General features: G+C 31.0%; 21 protein-coding genes. All 21 read left to right on the top strand.

All coding sequences use genetic code 11. From position 1 onward, the window contains the following. Positions 1-34: 34 nt before the first annotated feature. The 21 genes from CLRAG_RS05700 to pstA all read left to right on the top strand — a co-directional run bounded on the left by CLRAG_RS05700 (position 35) and on the right by pstA (position 22641). Positions 35-394: a YlbF/YmcA family competence regulator gene (locus CLRAG_RS05700; protein WP_065077509.1), complete on the top strand. Its 360-nt coding sequence runs from the start codon at positions 35-37 to the stop codon at positions 392-394. A 174-nt stretch (positions 395-568) separates the two neighbouring features. Further along, entirely contained in the window at positions 569-2392 is a 1824-nt protein-coding gene (gene typA, locus CLRAG_RS05695) for a translational GTPase TypA (RefSeq protein WP_065077508.1), read from the top strand. A gap of 57 nt (positions 2393-2449) precedes the next feature. After that, positions 2450-3097 carry an O-methyltransferase gene (locus CLRAG_RS05690; protein ID WP_065077507.1) on the top strand — a complete coding sequence of 216 codons (648 nt, stop codon included), beginning with the start codon at positions 2450-2452 and terminating at the stop codon, positions 3095-3097. Between the two features lies 1 nt (position 3098). Further along, complete coding sequence (locus CLRAG_RS05685; protein WP_065077506.1) at positions 3099-4325, top strand: peptidase U32 family protein; 1227 nt, start codon at positions 3099-3101, stop codon at positions 4323-4325. Between the two features lie 83 nt (positions 4326-4408). Continuing rightward, a complete protein-coding gene (locus CLRAG_RS05680) occupies positions 4409-6073 on the top strand; it encodes a penicillin-binding transpeptidase domain-containing protein (RefSeq protein WP_065077505.1) in 1665 nt (554 codons plus the stop codon). An 82-nt stretch (positions 6074-6155) separates the two neighbouring features. After that, positions 6156-6857: an RNA polymerase sporulation sigma factor SigK gene (gene sigK / locus CLRAG_RS05675; protein ID WP_013237891.1), complete on the top strand. Its 702-nt coding sequence runs from the start codon at positions 6156-6158 to the stop codon at positions 6855-6857. A gap of 273 nt (positions 6858-7130) precedes the next feature. Beyond that, the gene (locus tag CLRAG_RS05670) at positions 7131-8186 is read left to right on the top strand and encodes a type IV pilus twitching motility protein PilT (protein ID WP_065077504.1); all 1056 of its coding nucleotides are present in this window, start codon (positions 7131-7133) and stop codon (positions 8184-8186) included. Between the two features lie 135 nt (positions 8187-8321). Further along, on the top strand, positions 8322-9596 hold the full coding sequence (locus CLRAG_RS05665; RefSeq protein ID WP_065077503.1) for a glycosyltransferase family 2 protein: 1275 nt from the start codon (positions 8322-8324) through the stop codon (positions 9594-9596). A 385-nt stretch (positions 9597-9981) separates the two neighbouring features. Beyond that, complete coding sequence (gene ftsA, locus CLRAG_RS05655) at positions 9982-11253, top strand: cell division protein FtsA (RefSeq protein ID WP_065077501.1); 1272 nt, start codon at positions 9982-9984, stop codon at positions 11251-11253. Between the two features lie 18 nt (positions 11254-11271). Then, positions 11272-12381, top strand: coding sequence for a cell division protein FtsZ (gene ftsZ / locus CLRAG_RS05650; RefSeq protein ID WP_065077500.1), 1110 nt, complete (start codon positions 11272-11274; stop codon positions 12379-12381). A 459-nt stretch (positions 12382-12840) separates the two neighbouring features. Further along, positions 12841-13638 carry a sigma-E processing peptidase SpoIIGA gene (gene spoIIGA / locus CLRAG_RS05645; protein ID WP_065077499.1) on the top strand — a complete coding sequence of 266 codons (798 nt, stop codon included), beginning with the start codon at positions 12841-12843 and terminating at the stop codon, positions 13636-13638. A 48-nt stretch (positions 13639-13686) separates the two neighbouring features. Next, entirely contained in the window at positions 13687-14394 is a 708-nt protein-coding gene (gene sigE / locus CLRAG_RS05640) for an RNA polymerase sporulation sigma factor SigE (protein WP_065077498.1), read from the top strand. 73 nt (positions 14395-14467) lie between these two features. Then, entirely contained in the window at positions 14468-15241 is a 774-nt protein-coding gene (gene sigG, locus CLRAG_RS05635) for an RNA polymerase sporulation sigma factor SigG (protein ID WP_065077497.1), read from the top strand. A 374-nt stretch (positions 15242-15615) separates the two neighbouring features. Beyond that, positions 15616-15882, top strand: a complete 267-nt coding sequence (locus tag CLRAG_RS05630; protein WP_065077496.1) for a YlmC/YmxH family sporulation protein — start codon at positions 15616-15618, stop codon at positions 15880-15882. A gap of 67 nt (positions 15883-15949) precedes the next feature. Next, a complete protein-coding gene (gene nrdR / locus CLRAG_RS05625; protein ID WP_065077495.1) occupies positions 15950-16405 on the top strand; it encodes a transcriptional regulator NrdR in 456 nt (151 codons plus the stop codon). Positions 16406-16559: 154 nt separating this feature from the next. Then, positions 16560-17270 carry a peptidoglycan editing factor PgeF gene (gene pgeF, locus CLRAG_RS05620; RefSeq protein ID WP_065077494.1) on the top strand — a complete coding sequence of 237 codons (711 nt, stop codon included), beginning with the start codon at positions 16560-16562 and terminating at the stop codon, positions 17268-17270. A 15-nt stretch (positions 17271-17285) separates the two neighbouring features. Beyond that, the gene (locus CLRAG_RS05615) at positions 17286-17981 is read left to right on the top strand and encodes a response regulator transcription factor (protein WP_065077493.1); all 696 of its coding nucleotides are present in this window, start codon (positions 17286-17288) and stop codon (positions 17979-17981) included. Between the two features lie 12 nt (positions 17982-17993). Further along, a complete protein-coding gene (gene pnpS, locus CLRAG_RS05610) occupies positions 17994-19718 on the top strand; it encodes a two-component system histidine kinase PnpS (RefSeq protein WP_065077718.1) in 1725 nt (574 codons plus the stop codon). Between the two features lie 169 nt (positions 19719-19887). Then, the gene (locus CLRAG_RS05605; protein ID WP_065077492.1) at positions 19888-20790 is read left to right on the top strand and encodes a phosphate ABC transporter substrate-binding protein; all 903 of its coding nucleotides are present in this window, start codon (positions 19888-19890) and stop codon (positions 20788-20790) included. Between the two features lie 70 nt (positions 20791-20860). After that, positions 20861-21754 (top strand): phosphate ABC transporter permease subunit PstC, encoded by an 894-nt coding sequence (gene pstC, locus CLRAG_RS05600; protein ID WP_065077717.1) that lies wholly within the window; start codon positions 20861-20863, stop codon positions 21752-21754. Next, positions 21754-22641, top strand: coding sequence for a phosphate ABC transporter permease PstA (gene pstA, locus CLRAG_RS05595; protein ID WP_065077491.1), 888 nt, complete (start codon positions 21754-21756; stop codon positions 22639-22641). The genes pstC and pstA overlap by 1 nt, the downstream gene beginning before the upstream one ends. The last annotated feature ends 2 nt before the right edge of the window (positions 22642-22643 follow it).

Below are 22643 nucleotides of genomic sequence, written 5' to 3'. Positions count from 1 at the left end.
TATTTGGAAATATTGTCTAGGGAGGATGGTTGAAATGAGTATATGCGATAAAGCAAGTGAGCTTGCAGCAGAGCTTAAAAACTGTGAAGAAGTGACTGCATTAAGAGAGGCAAGTAAGGAAATAGAAAAAAGTGAAGCAAATATAAAAATGTTAGATGACTTTAGGAAAATACAAATGGAGGCTTATTCAGAGCAAATGCAAAATGGAGAGGTCTCTGAGAAAACTAAACAAAAATTTAAAAATATAGGTTCTGTAGTATCTATGAATCCTTCTGTAAATAACTATATACAGACAGAACAGAGATTCAGTATTATGTGGCAGAATATATTAAAGGTGCTAAATGATGCCATAGGAATAGACTTTTCTTTTGGAACAGGTAAAAATAAAAAATAGTTTTTACGTGAAAACCATTAGAATGATGTTTAGAAAGTTGACTTTTTAACACTATGATATTAAAATAAATATGTTACTTTAAATTGGATACAGGGAAGTATCCAATTTTTTTGAGTATTTATTCAGAATTTTAATATGTTTAGTCAGTTTAAGTGTAAAATTGGAGGAGTAATAATGAATTTGTTTACAAGAAATGATATAAGAAATGTGGCAATAATAGCCCATGTCGATCATGGTAAGACCACATTGGTAGATGCATTATTAAGACAAAGCAATATATTTAGATCAAATGAAAAAGTTGAAGAGAGAGTCATGGACTCAAATGATCTTGAAAAGGAAAGAGGTATTACTATACTATCAAAGAATACTTCTGTAATGCATAAAGGAATTAAAATAAATATAGTAGACACACCGGGCCATGCAGATTTTGGAGGAGAAGTAGAACGTGTACTTGAAATGGTAGATAGTGTCTTATTATTAGTAGATGCTTATGAAGGACCTATGCCTCAGACAAAATTTGTTTTGAAAAAAGCATTGGAATTAAAACTAAAACCAATAGTTGTTATAAATAAAATAGATAAGTCGGATGCAAGACCTTCTGAGGTATTGGATGAAATTTTTGATTTATTTATAGAGTTAGGTGCTAATGATGAACAGCTTGACTTTCCTGTAGTTTATTGTTCTTCAAAAGCAGGGTTTGCTAAAAAAGAGATGGAAGATGAATCAGATAATATGGAACCTTTATTTGATGAAATAATAAAGCATGTTGCTCCACCTCAAGGATATTTAGATATGCCACTTCAAATGTTAATTACAACTATAGACCACAATGAATATGTAGGCAGAATAGGTGTAGGAAAAATAACAAGAGGAAGTATAAAGAAAAATGAGCAAGTTGCACTTATAAGAAAAGGAAATAAAATAGAAAATGTAAAAGTGTCTAACCTTTATGTTTATGATGGACTTAAAAAGAAAGAGGTAGATGAAGCAAAACTTGGTGATATAGTTGCGGTATCAGGTATCCCTGATATAAATATAGGTGAAACTATAGCAGATGCTTCAGAACCAGAAGCACTTCCTTTTGTAGAGATAGATGAACCTACATTGAATATGAACTTTATGGTAAATGATTCACCTTTTGCTGGCAGAGAAGGAGATTATGTAACTTCAAGACATTTAAGGGATAGACTTATGAAGGAACTTGAAACAAATGTTGCCCTTAAAGTAGAGGAAACTGACTCAGCAGATTGCTTTAAAGTAAGCGGTAGAGGAGAACTTCATCTTTCAGTTTTAATAGAAACTATGAGAAGAGAAGGCTATGAATTTCAAGTTTCAAAACCAACAGTTATATTTAAAGAAGAAAATGGAAAAAAATTAGAACCTATTGAATATTTGACTATAGATGTGCCTGAAGAGTTTATGGGAGTTGTTATGGAAAAGCTTGGACCTAGAAAAGCTGAAATGGTAAATATGACTTCCGCAGTTAATGGATATACAAGATTGGAATTTAAAATACCAGCAAGGGGACTTATTGGATTCAGAAACGAATTTATGACAGATACCAAGGGAAATGGAATAATGAACCATGTATTGGATAGTTATGAACAATACAAAGGTGATATACCAGAAAGAACAAGAGGATCACTTGTAGTATTTGAGCCAGGTACTGCTATAACTTATGGACTTTTTAATGCTCAAGAAAGAGGAATTCTTTTTATAGAGCCAGGAACAGAAGTATATGAAGGAATGATAGCTGGTGAATGTTCAAGAGCTGAGGATATAGAGGTAAATGTATGCAAAAAGAAGCATTTGACAAATACAAGAACTTCAAGTGCAGATGATGCATTAAAGTTAGTTCCTGTAAATAAAATGAGTCTTGAAAAATCACTAGAGTTTATAGCATCGGATGAATTAGTGGAGATTACTCCTAAGAGTATAAGAATGAGAAAGAGAATATTAAATACAGATCTTAGAAAAAAGGCTGCAAGGAGAAAATAGTAAAAGTTTTTAAACATAAGAATAACTATTTAATTTGAAGTTATTTTGGAGGAAAAAATGAGCGGTGTTGCATATGAATACATGGAAAATTATATAAGATCATTGATAGGAGAACATGATGGGATATTAAATGAGATGGAAGAATACGCTAGATTAAATTCTGTTCCAATAGTTCATAAGGAAGTGGCAAGATTTTTAGAACTTATGATAACTGTTAAAAAGCCCTTAAAAATTTTGGAGCTTGGAACGGCAATTGGTTATTCTGCTATTCTCATGAGCTTAAGTTCCCATAAAAAAAGTCATATAACAACGGTTGAAAGAGATAAGCACATGATAGAAATCGCCAGGGAAAATGTGAAAAAATATAAATTTGAGCAGCACATTGACATTATAGAAGGAGACTGCCTGGAAGTACTTAAAAGTATGAAGGAACAATATGATTTTATATTTATGGATGCAGGCAAAGCACACTATAATCATTTTTTACCTTATTGTTTAAAACTTTTAAATGAAGAAGGCATGATAGTAGCAGATAATGCATTATTTAGAGGAATGATTGCTTCAGATGAATTGGTGAAGAGAAGAAAGATAACTATAGTAAAAAGAATGAGAGAGTACTTAAATACCATATCTGATCATGATAAATTTATAACATCAATTATACCTATGGGAGATGGTATAGCTGTTACAGTGAGGAGGAATTAAGATGAAAAAACCAGAACTTCTAGCACCAGCTGGTAATCTTGAAAAGCTGAAGACAGCTATAAACTTTGGTGCTGATGCAGTTTATCTTGGAGGCAGTAAGCTGAATTTAAGAGCTTTTGCAGATAATTTTGCAGATAATGAATTAAAAGAAGGAATAGAGTACGCCCATAAAAGGGGTAAAAAGGTATTTGTAACTGTAAATGTGTTCCCTCATAATGAAGATTTAGTGGGAATGGAAGATTACTTAAAAAAATTATATGAATTAAAAGCAGATGCAATACTTGTATCTGATCCAGGAATAATAATGACTGCGAAAGAAGTTGTTCCCAATTTAGAACTTCATTTAAGTACTCAGGCCAATAATGTGAATTGGAAATCAGCTATGTTCTGGCACAACCAAGGAGTAAAGAGAATAGTACTTGCAAGAGAGTTATCGCTTAAAGAAATAAGTGAGATACGATGCCATTTACCGGAGAGTTGTGAAATAGAGGCTTTTGTCCATGGGGCAATGTGTATGTCCTATTCTGGTAGATGTGTACTTTCAAATTATATGACAGGGAGAGATGCCAATAGAGGCCAATGTGCCCAGCCATGTAGATATAAATATTATTTGATGGAAGAAAAAAGACAAGGGGAATACTTCCCAGTATTTGAAGATGATAGAGGAGCTTATATATTAAATTCTAAAGATTTATGCATGATAGAGCATATTCCTGAACTAGTTAAGAGTGGCATAAATTCATTAAAAATAGAAGGAAGAATGAAGAGTTCATATTATGTGGCTACTGTAGTAAAAGCCTATAGAAGGGCAATAGATGCTTATTTTGAAAATCCAGATTCATATAAATTTAAAAAAGTATGGTTGGATGATTTAATGAAAGCAAGCCATAGAGTATATTATACTGGATTCTATTTTGGAGATCCGGGCAAACAGATATATGAAACCTCTTCATATATAAGAAATTATGATATAGTAGGAATAGTGAAAGATTATGATAGCCTTGAAGAAAGGGTTGTTATAGAACAGAGGAATAAGGTTCTTAACGAAGATGAAGTAGAAGTGCTTAGACCTAAAGATGATGGCTTTTGTATACGCCTTTGTGATATGAGAAATGAAAAGGGAGAAAAAATAGAATCGGCACCCGTAGCCCAAATGATATTTACAGCTAAAGTAAGTAACAAAATGGAAAAGGGAGATATGCTTTTAAAAGCAAAAAATGATAAGTAAAAAATAAATATGGTAAAAATCATAACATTATGAATAAAACACCTTATTTTGGACAAAATTTTAGTCTAGATGAGGTGTTTTTTATGTTTGAGATTAATAGAAATGTAATTAGAAAAAGACAGTGTTTTTTATTTATAGTAATTATTTTAATATTTTCAGTATTATATTTTAAAATAATAAAGGTGCAATATTTTGGATGGAACAAATTAAGTGTAATGGCGGATGCTCAGTATTCCTACAAAGAAGATCTAACAGATGCCAATTATAAATTATTTGATTCTTATGGAAGACAGCTTATGAGTTACAATAAAAAATATTATGTTGTAATACTGCCGGAAGTGTTTTTAAAAGATAATCAAAATGCAGATTCAGAGAAAGTTTTGACACTTGTATACACTCTTAGAAATTATAATAGTAGTTATGATTTATCTAAGATAGCTGTGCTAAATAGCAGTCAAAAAGTATATTATGAAATTGACGCGAGTACATATAATAAACTAAAAGATATAAAAGGTGTAAATGGATTTTATACTTATATATACTCCCCATTAAATAGGAGTGGAGTGTGGAGCATAGAAAATTTACTTGAAAACCCTAGAAGAACTAAGGATAATAAGATGAAATCTGGGAATTCTTTGGAAATGCAGATATATAATAAAACTAAGAACAACGAAAAATCTCAGGTAGTATTTGAGAGAGATGTAAATGGAAATATAATAGGGAAAAAGACCAATTTACCTAAAAACAATGTAAATGTTAGGTTGACTATAGACAAAGATATAGAAGATAAAATAAAAGAGGTGTTAAATAGCAGCGAAAATAAAAACTATGGCCAGATTGGTGTAGTTTTAATGGAGGCAAATACAGGAAAGATAAAAGCTCTAGTGCAGAAAGATGATAATAAGCCAAATGTAAATTTAGGGGTTTCTACTAATCATGGATTTTTCCCTGGATCTATATTCAAAGTTTTAGTGGAGGAAGCAGGACTCGATAAGAATATGATAAGTGTAAATGATAAGTTTACATGTAGAGGACTTTATGAAGAAAAAGATGAGTCCCATCACGGAACTTTAACTCCAGAGGGAGCACTTACACTGTCATGTAATGATGTATTTTCTCAAATAGGAAATAAGGTTGGATTTAACAATTTTTATGACAATGCAAAATCCCAAGGATTGTTTCAAAAAGTGTTAAATTTGGATAGTGAAAAAGAGGGCCGATTTGAGGTGAAAAACCCAAGTTATAGTGATGGAAGCCTGGGACTTGCAGCTATAGGTCAAAATGTAAGAATAACTCCACTAGAAGCTATAAGTATACCTAATACAGTTATAAATGATGGAGTATATGTTAAACCGTATGTAGTAGATAGTTACGTAGATGATAAAAATAATGTTATAGAACAAGTTAATACTACAAGTAATTCTGTAATTGAGAAATCTACAGCAGAGGAAATGAAGAAGCAGATGATAAATGTAGTTGACATGGGTACAGCAAAATCAGCGTATATAAATGACCAGGAAGTAGGAGGAAAGACTGGAAGCACGCAGAGAGTGGAACTTACTGGCAGCAGCAAAACTGCACAGGAACATTCAGATGGATGGTTTTCCGGTTTCTTTAAAGCAAATGGAAGATATTATTCGATGGTAGTTTTTGTTGAAGATATAAATAAAGACAGCGAAAGTGGAGGAAATACTGCAGCTCCTATTTTTAAAAATATAATTTTGAAAGTACAGCAGTATTTAAAGTGAAATTAAATAAATTTATTTATGTGTGCACTTTTTTAAAATATATTCATAGTATATTAATAAGCACTGTTAGGAGGAGCAACAAGTGTTTTTAACAAATTGCTTATTAGATATCCTGGGAAATGTAGTATTTATGACGGCTTACGTTACAAATAGTAGTTCATTTCCACAACCCTTAAGTGATGAAGAGGAAGAATATTATCTCAAAAAATTAGAACAGGGAGATTTGCTTGCTAAAAGTATTTTAGTGGAGAGAAATTTAAGACTAGTAGCACATATTGTAAAAAAATATTCATATCCTAGTAAAGAAGTAGATGAGCTAATTTCCATTGGAACTGTTGGTCTTATTAAAGCAATAGATTCTTTTGACATGTCTAAGGGAACTAGACTAGCAACATATGCAGCAAAGTGTATAGAAAATGAGATATTGATGCTTATAAGAAATAATAAGAAAATTAGAAATGAAGTATACTTGGAAGATCCTATAGGTGTTGATAAAGAAGGAAATGAAATATCTCTTATGGATGTTCTCAGTAGTGATGAAGGTTCTATAATTGAGATTGTAGAACAAAAATTACAGGTAAAAAAATTATATTCTAAAATAAACACTTGTTTATCTGAAAGAGAAAAAAGTGTTGTAGAAATGCGATATGGCCTTTTGGAGGGAAAACCAAGGACTCAAAGAGAGATAGCTAAGCTTCTAGGAATATCAAGATCTTATGTATCAAGAATTGAAAAAAAGGCTTTAAAAAAGTTGTACAAAGAATTAAATTACGGTACAGGATAATTTTGGATCAAACTTAGAGAGTAAAGGTTTTAATAAATTCCATTATGTATTTTTGCACAATTTTATGTAAATGCATATGGAATTTATTTTATTTTTTGATAATTATAAATAACTTTGGCCAAAAGTAAAATTGTTTATAAAAAAGTAGACATAAATGACGAATATAATAAGGTATAATATAATTTTATAAATAACTTTTAAATTTTGGAGTTAAAGTTTTATTGTATAAAATAATTATTGAAAATATAGATGGATTAGAGAGGGGAACTTAAATTGCTATCACTAAAAGATTTATTAGAAATAACTATTAAAGAAGAGGCATCAGATTTGCACCTTACTGTAGGGGTACCTCCTGTAATAAGGGTAAATGGAGAACTTGAAGTACTTGGAAAGGAAAAACTACAGCCATCAGATACAGAAAGATTTAGTAAAGAAATATTAGATAAAGATTATGATAAATATATGAAAATTGGAGAAATTGATATATCATTTTCTGTAGCTGGGCTTGGTAGATTTAGAGTAAATATTTTTAAGCAAAGGGGAAGTAGTGCCATTGCAGTGAGAGTTGTAGGATTGAAAATACCTACTTTAAATGAACTTAAATTTCCACAGGTAATAAAAAATCTTTTATCCTATAAAAAAGGACTGATTTTGGTAACAGGTCCTACAGGTTGTGGAAAAAGTACAACTTTAGCAGCTATGATAAATGAAATAAATTGTACAAGAGCGTCACATATAATAACTCTAGAAGATCCTATAGAATATTTACATAAGCACAACAAGTCTATAATAAATCAGAGGGAAATAGGAAAAGATTCTATTAGCTATGCTAATGCCTTAAAGTCAGTGCTTAGAGAAGATCCAGATGTAATTTTAGTGGGAGAAATGAGAGACCTTGAAACTATATCTGTTGTGCTTACGGCTTCTGAAACTGGACATCTGGTATTTTCGACGTTACATACTATAGGAGCAGCTAAAACTATAGATAGAATTGTAGATGTATTTCCACCGTATCAACAACAGCAGATAAAAATACAATTAGCAGCAGTCTTAAGGGGAATAGTATCTCAGCAGCTTATACATAGAGAAGATGGTAAGGGAAGAGTAGCAGCAGTTGAGACTATGATTGCCACTCCAGCCATTAAAAATATGATAAGAGAAGGAAAAACCTATCAAATAGAATCTTCAATGCAAACAGGATCAAAGTATGGTATGAAGACAATGGATATAGCACTGGCGGAACTTTATAAAAAAGGATTAATATCTTATGAATCTGCCATTGCCTATGCTTGTGATGCAAATATAATAACTAAAATAATTTCTTTATAGAGAATTTATGTAAAAAGGTAGAACTTTTAAGTGCTGCTTTTTTACATAAATAAAATATTTTAATTAATTATTATAATTACTATAGTAATTAATTTTTATTTGTGCTAAAATAACTTTGAATTAGGGGGGATTAAATTGAGCATTTTTAAGGAATTAATTCATAATGCCTCTCGTGTTTTAACTTATACAGTTTATATAATATCTATTTATTATTTGTTTATATCAATTTTTGGCATACGGAGAAAAAAAGATACTGGAGAGGTAAAACCAGAAAAAAGTTTTGCATTAATTGTTGCAGCTCACAATGAAGAAGTTGTAATTGATGACATTATAGAAAGTTTAAAAAAACTTGATTATCCTAAGGCATTATACGACATTTTTGTAATTGCAGATAACTGTACAGATAAAACTGCATTAAAGGCTAGAAAAAAAGGAGCCATTGTGTATGAAAGATTTACCGAAGGAAAAAGAGGTAAAGGTTATGCACTGGAGTGGATGTTTGATAAGATCTTTAAGATGAAAAAAAAGTACGATGCTGTTGCTATATTTGATGCTGATAATTTGGTTAATAGAAATTTCTTGAAGGAGATGAATAAGCAGCTTTGCAAAGGCTATAAAGTTGTTCAAGGTTATTTGGATAGTAAGAACCCTTGTGATACGTGGATTACAGGAAGTTATTCTATAGCATTTTGGACCTGTAACAGGATGTTTCAACTAGCTAGAAGTAATTTAGGCTTGTCAACTCAACTTGGTGGAACTGGTTTTTGCATAGATATAACTGTTTTAAAAAAATTAGGTTGGGGTGCCACGTGTCTTACGGAAGATTTAGAGTTTACATGTAAATTGGTATTGCATGGTTATAAGGTAGGATGGGCACATGATGCCATAATATATGATGAAAAGCCACTTACACTTTTCCAGTCTTGGAAACAGAGAAAAAGGTGGATGCAGGGATTTGCAGATGTATCTAGCAGATATTTTTTTAAACTTTTGATAAAATCAATAAAAAGTTGCAATTTTGTACTTCTTGATTGTGCATTTTATAGTATTCAACCTATAGTAACTGTTCTTATAGGAATTTCTGCTATAAGCGGTGTAATTCAATATTTTATGAAGACATATAATTTAATATCTAATTTCAATACAGTTGTATACTCTATAAATTTTGATTTATTTACGATTATAGCGGTGCTATTTTCTATATTACAATTTGTATATACTCCTTTTATACTTATTTTAGAAAAAAAATTAGATCTTAGGATATTTGGGTATTACATAATTTATCCTCTATATGTTATAACATGGTTTCCAATTTCTCTTCAAGGAATTATATACAAAAACGATAAAGAATGGAATCATACTATTCACAGTAGAAGTGTAAAGATAAAGGATTTAGAAAAAGCTAATTAAATAAATTTTTATTGGGGAAAAGGCTGCAAGTCTTTTCCCCTTATTGGGGTGTATTTGAACAGGATTTATTCCCAAATTAATTTAATATTGTTTAACTTAATTTGAGTTTTTATTAAAATGTGATAAAATATAAGAGGAAAATTAGATTTTTTGTTGAATATATATTTTGAATGTGTATTTTCTATAGTTTTCTTTATCCGATGACTACCTGCTCGTGCTCTAATATGTGATAATATTTTATATTTATAATAAAAACTGTATGAATGTAAAAAGATCTTTACTTTATGAAATTGAGGAGCGGTTGCGTACATGGATAACGTCTTCTAAGATTCAAAAAGTTGAATCTAGGAATTATGTTTATGCAAAGGAGGGAAAAAATACTTTAATGAATGAGTATATAATTGGCATAGATATAGGTTCGTCCAATATATGTGCTGCTGCTGGAAAAGTGGACAAACATGCTGGAGTACAGATAATGGGTATAACTTCTTCAAATTGTACGGGAGTGAAAAGAGGAATAGTTGTAGATATAGATAATACTTCAGAATCTATAAAAAAATGTATAAGTTCTCTAGAAAGAATGCTTGATACTAAAATATCAGAAGCGTATATATCTTTACCAGGAGGAATAAGTGAGATTATTTGGAATAAAGGTGTAGTTGCTGTATCTTCAGAAGATCGTGAAATAAAACAAAATGATGTAAAAAGAGTTTTAAAAGCATCTAAGATTATTACGGTTCCAAATGATAAAGAAATAATAGGGGTAATACCTGAGCAATACATAATTGATGGTTACGACAAAATAAAGGATCCCATAGGTATGAGCGGATTAAGATTGGAAGTAGACTCACAAATAATAATGGCTCAGTCAGCAATAGTAAATAATATTTTTAAAAGTGTAAATAAAGCAGGAATAAAAGTTTTAGGGGTAGTATTTCAACCAATAGCTATATCTGAAGTAGTATTAAAAGAAGATGAAATTCAACGGGGAGTAGCTCTTGTTGATGCAGGAGCGGAGTCTATAAATATTTATATTTATGAGGGTGGAAATTTGAGGAGTATAAGTACTATAGGCTTAGGTGGAAATATAATAACAAATGATATTGGAGTTTGTTTAAAACTTTCTGCTTCAGAGGCAGAAAAACTCAAAATAAAATATGGAAGTCTTGAAATAAACCATGATGAAGAAAACTTTAAGATAGAAGTCGATGCTGATTATAATAACAAAGTAAAAGTTGATTATAATATTTTAGTTCAAATTATACAAGCTAGGGTAGAAGAATTATTTTCTATAATAGATAAGGAAATAAGAAATTCTGAGTATTATGATAAACTTTCAGGAGTAGTTATGGTAGGAGGCGGAATGGCTGCTATAAATGGAATAGAAAAATTTGGCGAAAATGTGTTGAAGAAGCTTGTAAGAATTGGAATTCCAAAATACATAGGAGCAGCTAGTCCTATGTATGCTACAGCAGTTGGAGTAGTAAAAGATGTTTCAAATTCAATAAAAGTTAAAAATACGGCATTTACAGATCCGATTAAAAATAAAGATATATGTGATTATGAGGAAGCAGATCAAAAAGAAAAAACAAGTAAAAAAAATAAAGATAGTAGTTTTGTATCAAGAATAAAACAATTCTTTACAGATTTTTTTTAATAAAGGAGGCAGGGTATTGTGTTAGATTTTGATGTTGATGTTCAACAATTTGCTCAGATAAAAGTAATAGGATGCGGTGGCGGAGGAAACAATGCCGTAAATAGAATGATAAAAGAAGGATTAAAAAATGTTGAATTTATAGCCATAAATACAGATAAGCAAGCATTAATGCTTTCACAAGCATCGCAAAAAATACAAATAGGTGATAAGCTTACAAAAGGACTTGGTGCAGGGGCAAATCCTGAAATAGGAAAAAAGGCTGCAGAGGAAAATAAGGATGAAATATCTCAAGCTATAAAAGGTGCGGATATGGTATTTATTACAGCAGGTATGGGTGGTGGAACTGGTACAGGAGCAGCTCCTATAATTGCAGAAATTGCAAAATCAATGGGTATACTTACTGTAGGTGTGGTTACTAAACCTTTTCCTTTTGAAGGAAGAAAGAGAATGCTTCATGCAGAAATGGGAATAAAGGATTTGAAGGATAAAGTTGATACTTTGGTTACAATACCAAATGAAAGGTTACTTTCTGTGGTGGATAAAAAGACAACTTTAATGGAATCCTTTAGGCTTGCAGATGATGTATTAAGACAAGGCGTTCAAGGTATATCAGATTTAATTACTATACCTGGACTTGTAAATTTAGATTTTGCAGATGTTAGAACAATTATGATAGACAAGGGTCTTGCACATATGGGCGTAGGTAAGGGAAATGGTGATAATAGGGCACAGGATGCAGCAAAACAGGCAATATCAAGTCCACTTCTTGAAACTTCCATAGTAGGGGCTACTGGAGTACTTTTGAATATAACGGGTGGACAGGATCTAGGACTTTTAGAAATAAATGAAGCTGCAGAGATAGTTCAAGATGCAGCAGATCCTGATGCAAACATAATATTTGGAGCCGTTATAGATGAGGAAATAAAAGATGAAATAAGAATTACTGTAATAGCTACAGGTTTTGAAACGGGAAAGGATGAAGTTAAGAGGGATACAAAATCTGATATCAAATCTTCAAGGCGAAGTATGATGAATAATGAAGATGAAGCAGCAGCTTCCGTGGAATATGAGAAAATTGATGAAAATAATTTGGAAGTACCAGCTTTCCTAAGGAGACAGAGAAAGTAGAAAAAATCCGTGTATAGTTTAAAGCTATACACGGATTTTTTATTATCTAACTTTATCCGATGGCTACCAGCCGTAAATCCCCCCATCGCACACAGCGAAAGCGACTGTCGCCAAATCAAAGATTTGGAACATCTGCTTTTCTTATAAAGTGGGGGGATAACGGCTGCTACGCCCCCTGGATAACGATTTCCCCTAAAGGATAACGCCTTCTAAGTGCTAAAGCACTAAGAATCCTGTTAATAAGTTTCAGATGGAGAAAAAACTCCACCTGAAACCAAGAACTCTGTTTATGTAAATCATTTTAATTGAAATGATTTTAAATAGTACTAAAAAAAGATTTTCTGGCATAATATAGAAAATAAAAATATTGTATATGATTAGAAAATGACAAAATTTTGAAATATATAAGTATATAATAAAGGTAAATACAGGAAAACAAAAGTGGAGGTGAGTTTATAATTGGTAGTATATGCAGACTTGCTAATTTTAATAAACTTTATAGTAAACTTTTTTCTATTGTATATTACAGGAAGAACTCTTAAGTTAAAGGTAAAACTTAAATTTATGATTTTAGCTGCAGCCATAGGAAGTGGTTATACGGTTACATTAATTTATCCAGCCTTAAATGTATTTTCTGCTTTCTATTTTAAAATTTTGGTAGCAGCTATGCTAATTTATATTTCTTTCGGTAATAGGGGGTTTATATGTAATTTCAAAATTTCAGCTGTATTTATTTTATATTCTATGCTGCTGGCAGGTATTTGTATGTTTGTGGAATATAGTAATTGCTCCTATACAGGAGATTATATGATAATTAATTTCCCTTATGAATGGCTTTTTATTTCTATCATGGTGTTGTACATAACAATTGATAGGTTAGTAATTTATGTTAAGGATAGGAACAAGGTGTTTAAACTAATTTATGATGTAGATATTGTATTTAAAAACAAAAGCAAGACTGTAAAGGCTTTTTTGGATACCGGGAACGAACTTAGGGAGCCAGCTACCAATTTGCCAGTAGTGATAGTTGAGAAATCTGTATTCCAAAATATAAATCTGGAGGGAATGGATAAGTTTTATATACCCTATAGAGTTATAAACGGCAAGTGTGGCAAGCTTCAGGGATTTAAACCAGATGTAGTAAAAATAGACTTTGGACAAGAGACTAAATATAGAGAAGTTATAATTGCTATTTGCAAGGATAAATTGAGTAAATTTGACGATTATCATGCACTTCTTTCTAGGGGAGTGATATAGGCATCATGTGCTTATGTAAAAGGAAATTAAATGATGGAGGCTATGATTATGCTTAGGTTAAAAATATTGTTGAACAGAATACTTACAAAATTTAAATTTGTAATAAAAAATATATACTATATAGGGGGAAATGATGTACTACCACCTCCACTTAGCAAAAAAGAAGAAGAGGATTTGGTTTTGAAGCTAGTTTCTGGAGATGAGAAGGTAAGATCTACTCTTATAGAAAGAAATTTGCGCTTGGTAGTTTATATAGCTAGAAAGTTTGAAAATACAGGGGTAAATGTGGAAGATTTAGTATCAGTAGGTACCATAGGACTTATAAAAGCAGTAAATACATTTAATCCTGAGAAAAAAATAAAATTAGCTACTTATGCTTCTAGGTGCATAGAAAATGAAATACTCATGTATCTGAGAAGAAATAGTAAAACAAAGGCAGAAATTTCTTTTTATGAACCACTCAACATAGATTGGGATGGAAATGAATTATTGCTTTCTGATATTTTAGGAACGGACAATGACGTAGTTTACAATTTTATAGAAGATGAAGTGGATAAGCAGCTTCTAATGTTAGCCATGAAAAAATTAAGTGACAGAGAAAAGGAGATAGTTAATCTAAGGTTTGGATTAAATGGCAAAAGTGAAAAAACTCAGAAAGAAGTTGCAGACTTACTTGGAATATCACAATCTTATATATCAAGGCTTGAAAAGAGAATAATAAAGAGACTTAGAAAAGAAATAAATAAAATGTTATAGGGTTGTCTTTAGTATAAAACTCAGCTTCTTAGTAAATACTTAAAATGCTATATATTCTAAAGGGGCTGATTACATGATAATTAATAAAGTAGAAATTTGTGGCGTAAATACATCAAAATTGCCAGTTCTCAAGGGAAAGGAAATGAAAGAACTTTTAATAAAAATGCAACAGGGAGATAATGAATGCAGAGAAAAGTTTATAAAGGGTAATTTACGATTGGTGTTAAGTGTAATACAGAGATTTAATAACAGGGGAGAAAATGTAGATGATCTATTTCAAGTAGGATGTATAGGGCTTATAAAAGCCATTGACAACTTTGATTTAAGTCAAAATGTTAAATTTTCAACTTATGCTGTACCTATGATTATAGGAGAAATAAGAAGATACTTAAGGGATAATAATTCCATAAGGGTAAGTAGATCTCTTAGAGATATTGCTTATAAAGCACTTCAAGTTAGAGATAAATTAATAAGGGAAAATAATAAAGAGCCAACTATATCACAGATAGCGGAGGAATTAAATATACCAAGGGAGGAAGTGGTATTTGCATTGGATGCCATTCAGGATCCAGTTTCCCTGTTTGAACCAATATATCATGATGGTGGTGATGCAATTTATGTAATGGATCAAATAAGTGATACTAAAAATTTGGATGAAAATTGGTTGGAAAACATATCGATAAAAGAAGCCATGAAAAAGTTAAATGACAGGGAGAAATTGATACTTAATTTAAGATTCTTTGATGGAAGGACTCAGATGGAAGTAGCAGATGAAATAGGTATATCACAAGCACAGGTATCTAGGTTAGAGAAAACTGCCTTAAGGCATATGCGAAAATATATATAAATAGGTATAATGTTTAATTTATTATAATTATAAACTGAATTTTCACACATACGAAATTTTGACTTAATATAAAAAATTACGACGTAATTTTTTTAGTTAATAGTTAAGAATTAAAAATTAATAGTTAATGTGGATTTTTTTCCGTTACACTACAAAAAATTTTTGATTAAGCTTTTTACCACTCGTTTTGCTAAAGCAAAACATTACTAAGAGATGACTTATATAAATTTAAAAATTTTTTGCGAGAGCTAAAAATTATCATTTACTATTAATTCTTCATTATTAATTCTTAACTTGCGAAGCTTTGCTTCACAAAATTTTTAAACTGTGAAAGTTAAGCTAGGAAATAATTAAAAATGGGAGGATGTACATAAATGGAGTTAGAAGGAGATTTATTTTCTTTAACTAATCTAAGAAATATGGAAATAATAGATATAAATACGGGTGCAAAATTAGGTTTTATAAAAGATCTAAAGATAAATTGTGAAGAGCATAAGATAATGTCAATTATTTTACCATCTCAAACTTTTAAAATATCGTTATTTGGCAAAAATGAAGATATAGAAATACCATGGGATAATGTAAAAAAAATAGGTGTAGATGTAATTTTAGTCGATGGGAAAAATCTTGTAGAGGAGTAGAAGTTTCCACAAAATAAGTATATAATTATAATATGTATACTATCTTATATGAAGGACGTGAATTAAAGTGAAATGCCCTTATTGTGGATACAATGAAACTAAAGTAGTGGACTCCAGATCTACAGATGACAATATGGCCATAAGAAGAAGAAGAGAATGTTTAAGGTGTAATAAAAGATATACCACTTATGAAAAAATTGAAAATGTACCCATTTTAGTTGTAAAGAAAAATATGAATAGAGAATATTTTGACAGGACAAAAATATTAAAAGGATTGATAAAAGCTTGTGAAAAACGTCCTGTTTCAAGAAAACAAATTGAAAATATAACCGATGAAGTAGAGAAAAAGATAAATAATAATATGATTACAGAAATAAGTTCCTCGGAGATAGGGGAAATTATTATGGAGAATTTAAAAAAGGTGGATGAAGTGTCTTATGTCAGGTTTGCGTCTGTTTACAGGCAGTTTAAAGATATAAATACTTTTATGCAGGAAATAAAAAATCTTATTTCAAATAAATAAATGGTGTGCTTAAAGGCATACCATTTATTTTATGTTAAATTAAAGTTAAAAGATATTTATAGTCCCATCAATTAAAAAAACAATGTTAAAATATATTTAAGATAATTCTAAATATATTTTTGATTTTGAAATAAATTCTAGATGGAGGATTAATATGGAGAAAGTTACAGTAGAAGGTTATGAATTTATAAAAATAGATTTGCCAGGTGCAGAAGCAATATTTTCAACAGCTAAAAATGATTTAAGCTTTAATAAATCCACAGATGCTGGAAAGGAAAATATTAAAAATTTAAAAAGATGGTTTAATTTAAAAACTGTGGGATATTTGAATCAAGTTCATGGGTGCCAGAGTGTAGTTTATACGGGCAAAGATGAAGAGGATGCAGATGGAATAATTACAAATGAGCATAACACAGCTGTAGGGGTTTTTAATGCTGATTGTATTCCAATACTTTTATATGATAAAAAAAATAAGATTATAGCAGCAGTTCACAGTGGATGGAAAGGTACTTTAGCTTGTATTCTTTCTAAAACCATTGAAAAACTTGAAAGGGATTTCAAAAGTAAATCTAAAGACATAATAGTATGTGTAGGGCCACATATTCACGGCTGCTGTTATGAAGTTGGGGAAGAAGTAATGGACAAATTTAAAAACTCTGATTTTTATAGATTTAAGGATGTATTTAGAGATAGAAATCTTGATCTAAAAAAATGTATATTGTATCAACTCCAGGACAGAGATATAGAAAGTGAAAATATAAAATATTTAGATATATGTACTTATTGTAATACTGAATATGAAATGCATTCTTATAGAAAAAATAAAGACTATGGAAGAATGTTTTCATTTATTTATCTAAAATAAAAATGGGGGACTATTATGTTACAAGAAAAGATATTGATAGTAGATGATGAAGAACATATTTGTGAACTTATTAAATTTAATCTTGAGAAAAATGGATATAAGGCCATTGTGGCAGGAAATGGAATAGATGCACTGAAAATTGTAAGGGAAGAGATGCCTCAGTTAATTTTACTGGATGTAATGCTGCCTGGAATGGATGGATATGATGTATGTAAAGAAATAAGAAAGGACAATTCCATATCTTTTATTCCTGTAATAATGATAACTGCAAGAGGAGAGGAATTTGACAAGGTGCTAGGACTAGAACTCGGAGCAGATGATTACATGACAAAGCCTTTTTCTATAAGGGAATTGGTTGCTAGGGTTAAAGCTGTACTCAGGAGAACTGCAGTAAAACCTGTAGATAAATGCTATGTATTTGGACAGGTAAGCATAGATTTTGATAAACATGAAGTGATTAAAAATGGAGAAAAGGTAGAATTAACATTAAAAGAATTTGAGCTCTTAAAAATGCTTATAAAAAATAGGGGAAGAGTAATGACTAGAGATTTTCTGCTAGATAAAATATGGGGATATGAATACGTTGGAGAAACTAGAACAGTGGATGTTCACATAAGGCATTTAAGACAAAAAATAGAGGACTTTGACAACAAACCTAAGTATATTGAAACTATTCGTGGTATTGGTTACAGATTTAACTCAGAAGAGTAGTTGGTGATAAAAATGAAAAAAAGATTAACGGTTTCCATGCTTTGTACTCTTATATTTAATATGGTTATAACAACTATATTATTTATAGTAATTGAAAATCATGAATACATTGAGAACATGAAACAAACTTTAAAAGTGAATAACCAGATTATAATAAATGTACTGAAAAATGAAAAGATAGATAACAGGGGAAGTTTTTTTAAAAAGCAATTTGAAAATAAACTTATAAGAGAAACTTTAATAGATAGGAATGGCAAAGTAATAAGTGATTCTGTGGCAGTAGAAAAGGATATGAATAATCACAATCACAGAAAGGAAATTCAAGAAGCAAGAAAAAGTGGGACTGGTTATGATATAAGAGTGAGTGATACTACGGGTAAAAAAACACTTTATTTTGCCACTATATTTAAAGATGGATATGTAGTAAGAAGTGCATTTACCATGCAGACAATTAAGGGATTTGAGGATAATTATTTTAAATATTATATAATTATAACCCTTTTTTCCATACTTGTTTCTATAGTATTTGCCTTAAAGCTTTCAAAGTCCATAGTAGGCCCTATAAAAAAGCTTCAGTATACTACAGCTAGTATAGCAAGTGGAGAATTGGATAAGAGAGTGAGAATTAATTCTAAAGATGAAATAGGGGAATTGGCAAATACATTTAATTATATGGCAGATGCTCTTCAAAGTACCCTAAAGGATTCTCTAGATAAGCAAAACAAACTAGAGGCAATACTTAAAAGTATGGACAGTGGTGTAATAGCTGTTGATATTAAGTACAATATTATAATGATAAATCCCTATGCAAAAAAGATATTTGGTATAAAAAAAGATATAATGGGTGAAAGTTTGATAGATAATATAAGGGATTTTGAACTAGAAGATATATTTAAAAGTATGGAGGATGACTACAGAGAAATCAAAATACTATGGCCAAGAGAGAGAGAATTAAGGATAAAAACAGCCTATATTATAAATAGCAGTAAAAAAATAGGTAAAGTGGCAGTAATTCAAGATATAACGGATATAAAAAAGTTGGAAAATATGAGGTCTCAATTTGTAGCTAATGTTTCTCATGAATTAAAAACTCCACTTACTTCCATAAAAGGATTTGCAGAAACTTTAAAGTATGTAGATGATGCTGAAAATAAAAATAGATTTTTAAATATAATAAACGATGAAGCAGACAGGCTTACCAGGTTAATAAATGACATATTAACTCTTTCTCATATAGAAAGCAATAGTATAGATAACTTAGGAAAAGTAAAAATAGATGACATAATAAAAGATGTATGTTATATGATGAAAACTGCAGCAGATAAAAAGAATATTAAGATAGAAAAAATAGGAGATAAAGTACCTAGCATATGGGCTGATGCAGATAGATTTAAGCAAATGGTAATAAACCTCATGGACAATTCAATAAAATATACCAATGATGGTGGCACGATAAAAGTTGGAACAATGCTTCAAGGCAATAATTGCGTTCTATGGGTAGAGGACAACGGTGTAGGAATTTCAGAAGAACATCAAAATAGGCTTTTTGAAAGATTTTATAGAGTGGATAAAGCTAGATCCAGAAGCCAGGGTGGAATAGGACTAGGACTTGCTATAGTAAAACACATAGTTATAGGACTTAGTGGAACTATAGACCTCCAAAGTGAAGTTGGAAAGGGGAGTAAATTTACAGTTAAAATCCCTCTAGATGCTAATAGTAAAAATGAAAATATATAGTTAAGCAATGAATTAACATCTGTACTTAAAAAATAAGTATGGATGTTAATTTTAATTAACATGAATGTAATAAAGGAGTAACCTTTGAGGGATATTATAAACATTGTAGTAATTAAGTATTTCATAAAAACACATTGTTAGGGATCAAATTTTAAGGAGGTCTAATATTATGAAGAAAAAAGGCTTAAGAGCTCTTGTAGCAGCGATAACTATTACCGTAGTTGCAGGAGCATTTGTTGGATGCGGTGGAAGCAAAAATCAAAATAGTTCAGGAAGTACATCAGAAGGATCTAAACAGGAAGTATCAGGAGCTATAACATTAGCAGGATCCACTGCACTTCAGCCTTTAGCAGATCAAATTGGAAAGACATTTTCTGAAAAAAATACAAAGGCAACTATTAATGTTCAAGGTGGAGGAAGTGGTACAGGATTAAATCTAGCACTTCAAGGTACGGCTGATATAGGAAATTCTGATGTAACAGCAGAATCAAAATTAGATGCAGATAAGGCAAAGCAGTTAGTAGATCATAAAGTATGTGCAATAGGATTTGCAGTAGTAGTAAATCCTAGTGTTAAAGTAGATTCTCTAACAAAAGATCAAATACAAAAAATATTTACAGGAGAAATTACTAATTGGAAGGATGTAGGTGGAGATGACATTAAGATAAATGTAATAAATAGAACCAAGTCATCTGGTACAAGGGCTACATTTAAAGATACTGTAATGGGCGGAAAAGATGAAAAGGAAGGACTTGGAACAACTCAAGATTCTAATGGAAATGTAGAAAATTCAATCAAGACTACTCAAGGTTCCATAAGCTATTTAGCCCTTTCCTATTTAACAGGATCAGCAAAAAATAATGTTAAAACTTTAAAAATAGAAGGTGTTGAAGCTTCAACAAACAATATAACTTCTAAAAAGTATCCCTTCTGGTCCTTTGAGCATATGTATACAAAGGGAGAAGCAAAAGGACTGGCAAAAACATATATAGATTACGTACTTAGCAATGAAAATAAAGATACTATAAAAAAACTTGGATATATACCAATGAGTGATATGAATGAAAAATAATTTGGAAAATTTTAATGGCTGGCTGCAAAAGCAGTCAGCCATTAAAAATATAAATTTGAGGTCGGTGAATATGGAAAAAAAGTTATTTTGGAATAAACTGAAAAATGAGTATATAGGAAGAGGATTTGCCACACTTTGTGGACTAATTATTATAGTTCTTACGCTTAGCATAATAATTTTTATAGCTTCAAAAGGCATAAATACATTTATAAAATGGAGATATCCTATAACTGAATTTTTATTTACTTCTAATTGGGCTCCTGACAGCAGCAATCCAAAACTTGGGGCAGCTATATTTTTCGTAGGATCTATACTTGTTTCTGTAGGAGCAGTTATAATAAGTGCACCTATAGGTATAGCACTTGCTGTATTTATGCATTATATATCTCCTAAGGTAGGTTCTAAGATATTACAACCTTCTCTAGAATTATTTGTAGGTATACCTTCAGTTGTATATGGGTGGGTAGGATTTAGTGTGCTTCTTCCATTTTTGAAGAGAGGTTTTGGAGGAATTGGTTTTAGCTTAATTGCAGGTATATTGGTTTTAAGTATAATGATTTTACCTACTATAGCAAGCATATCTGCAGATGCTGTAAAAACTATTCCTAAAAATTATATGGAAGCATCTTATGGACTTGGTGCCACTAGATGGCAGACTATAAGCAGAGTGATAATTCCATCTGCTAAAAGCGGTATATTGACTGGAGTAGTATTAGGTCTTGCAAGAGCTTTTGGAGAAGCTCTTGCAGTGCAAATGGTAATAGGAAATACAGTGAAATTCCCTAAAAGTTTATTGAGTCCTACATCCACACTCACCAGCGTTTTGACTATGGATATGGGAAATACGGTATCTGGAACTGCATGGAATGACGCATTATGGTCTCTAGCACTATTTCTTTTAATAATTTCTTTTATATTTATTATAATAATAAGAGCTATTGAAAAAAGGAGTGAAATGAAATAATGGATGCTAAAGTTAAAGATAAAATTTGGACTGGAGTCTTTTATGCAGTAACTGTTTTTATAGTAGCTCTTTTGGTAGCTTTGATAGGATATATATTGTTTAAGGGCATAGGATTTTTTAAACCATCGTTTTTATTTGGAAGTGCAAAATTTGGAGAAGCAGGAGGAGGTATAGGACCTCAGCTTTTTAATTCCTTTTACATGTTAATAGTTGCACTTATTATAAGTGTTCCCTTTGGCATAGGAGGGGGAATATACTTAGCAGAGTATGCTAGAGAAGGAAAGCTTTTAAATATGATAAGATTGTGCATAGAAACCATGTCTTCTTTGCCTTCTATTGTAGTAGGATTGTTTGGGCTCCTCATATTTGTAAATATGACCGGTTGGGGATTTACGCTATTATCAGGGGCACTAGCCATATCTATATTGAATTTGCCAGCTTTAACTAGGGTAAGTGAAAATGCTGTAAGGATAGCATCAATTCCTGTAAAAGAAGCTAGTCTTGGACTTGGGGCAACTAGATGGCAGACTATATCAAAAGTAGTTCTTCCTTCGGCAATACCACAAATATTGACAGGTATAATACTTGCAGCAGGAAGAATATTTGGAGAGGCAGCAGCACTTCTATATACAGCAGGAATGAGTGCACCTAAATTAAATTTTTCCTATGTAAGTTTGATTGACAATGGTTCTGCTTTTAGCTTAATGAGACCTGCAGAAACCATAGCAGTATATATATGGAAGTTAAATTCTGAGGGAATGGTACCAGATGCGGCACAAATAGCTAATAAGGCTTCTGCAGTTTTGGTAATTATGGTATTATTGTTTAATTTTTTAGCCAGAGTACTTGGAAGAAAGATATATGAATCCTATACTGGTAAAAAATAAGG

Source organism: Clostridium ragsdalei P11 (assembly GCF_001675165.1).
GTDB classification, from domain to species: Bacteria; Bacillota; Clostridia; order Clostridiales; family Clostridiaceae; genus Clostridium_B; species Clostridium_B ragsdalei.
This window is presented reverse-complemented; position numbering and strand designations above follow the sequence as displayed.

Excerpts from the sequence above, each read along its gene's own strand:
- CLRAG_RS05700 (WP_065077509.1), top strand. The coding sequence starts at position 35 with ATGAGTATATGCGATAAAGCAAGTGAGCTTGCAGCAGAGCTTAAAAAC.
- CLRAG_RS05630 (WP_065077496.1), top strand. The coding sequence starts at position 15,616 with ATGGAGTTAGAAGGAGATTTATTTTCTTTAACTAATCTAAGAAATATG.
- typA (WP_065077508.1), top strand. The coding sequence starts at position 569 with ATGAATTTGTTTACAAGAAATGATATAAGAAATGTGGCAATAATAGCC.
- pgeF (WP_065077494.1), top strand. The coding sequence starts at position 16,560 with ATGGAGAAAGTTACAGTAGAAGGTTATGAATTTATAAAAATAGATTTG.
- pstA (WP_065077491.1), top strand. The coding sequence starts at position 21,754 with ATGGATGCTAAAGTTAAAGATAAAATTTGGACTGGAGTCTTTTATGCA.
- CLRAG_RS05690 (WP_065077507.1), top strand. The coding sequence starts at position 2,450 with ATGAGCGGTGTTGCATATGAATACATGGAAAATTATATAAGATCATTG.
- CLRAG_RS05615 (WP_065077493.1), top strand. The coding sequence starts at position 17,286 with ATGTTACAAGAAAAGATATTGATAGTAGATGATGAAGAACATATTTGT.
- pnpS (WP_065077718.1), top strand. The coding sequence starts at position 17,994 with ATGAAAAAAAGATTAACGGTTTCCATGCTTTGTACTCTTATATTTAAT.
- pstC (WP_065077717.1), top strand. The coding sequence starts at position 20,861 with ATGGAAAAAAAGTTATTTTGGAATAAACTGAAAAATGAGTATATAGGA.
- CLRAG_RS05685 (WP_065077506.1), top strand. The coding sequence starts at position 3,099 with ATGAAAAAACCAGAACTTCTAGCACCAGCTGGTAATCTTGAAAAGCTG.
- sigE (WP_065077498.1), top strand. The coding sequence starts at position 13,687 with ATGCTTAGGTTAAAAATATTGTTGAACAGAATACTTACAAAATTTAAA.
- sigG (WP_065077497.1), top strand. The coding sequence starts at position 14,468 with ATGATAATTAATAAAGTAGAAATTTGTGGCGTAAATACATCAAAATTG.
- CLRAG_RS05605 (WP_065077492.1), top strand. The coding sequence starts at position 19,888 with ATGAAGAAAAAAGGCTTAAGAGCTCTTGTAGCAGCGATAACTATTACC.
- CLRAG_RS05680 (WP_065077505.1), top strand. The coding sequence starts at position 4,409 with ATGTTTGAGATTAATAGAAATGTAATTAGAAAAAGACAGTGTTTTTTA.
- ftsA (WP_065077501.1), top strand. The coding sequence starts at position 9,982 with ATGAATGAGTATATAATTGGCATAGATATAGGTTCGTCCAATATATGT.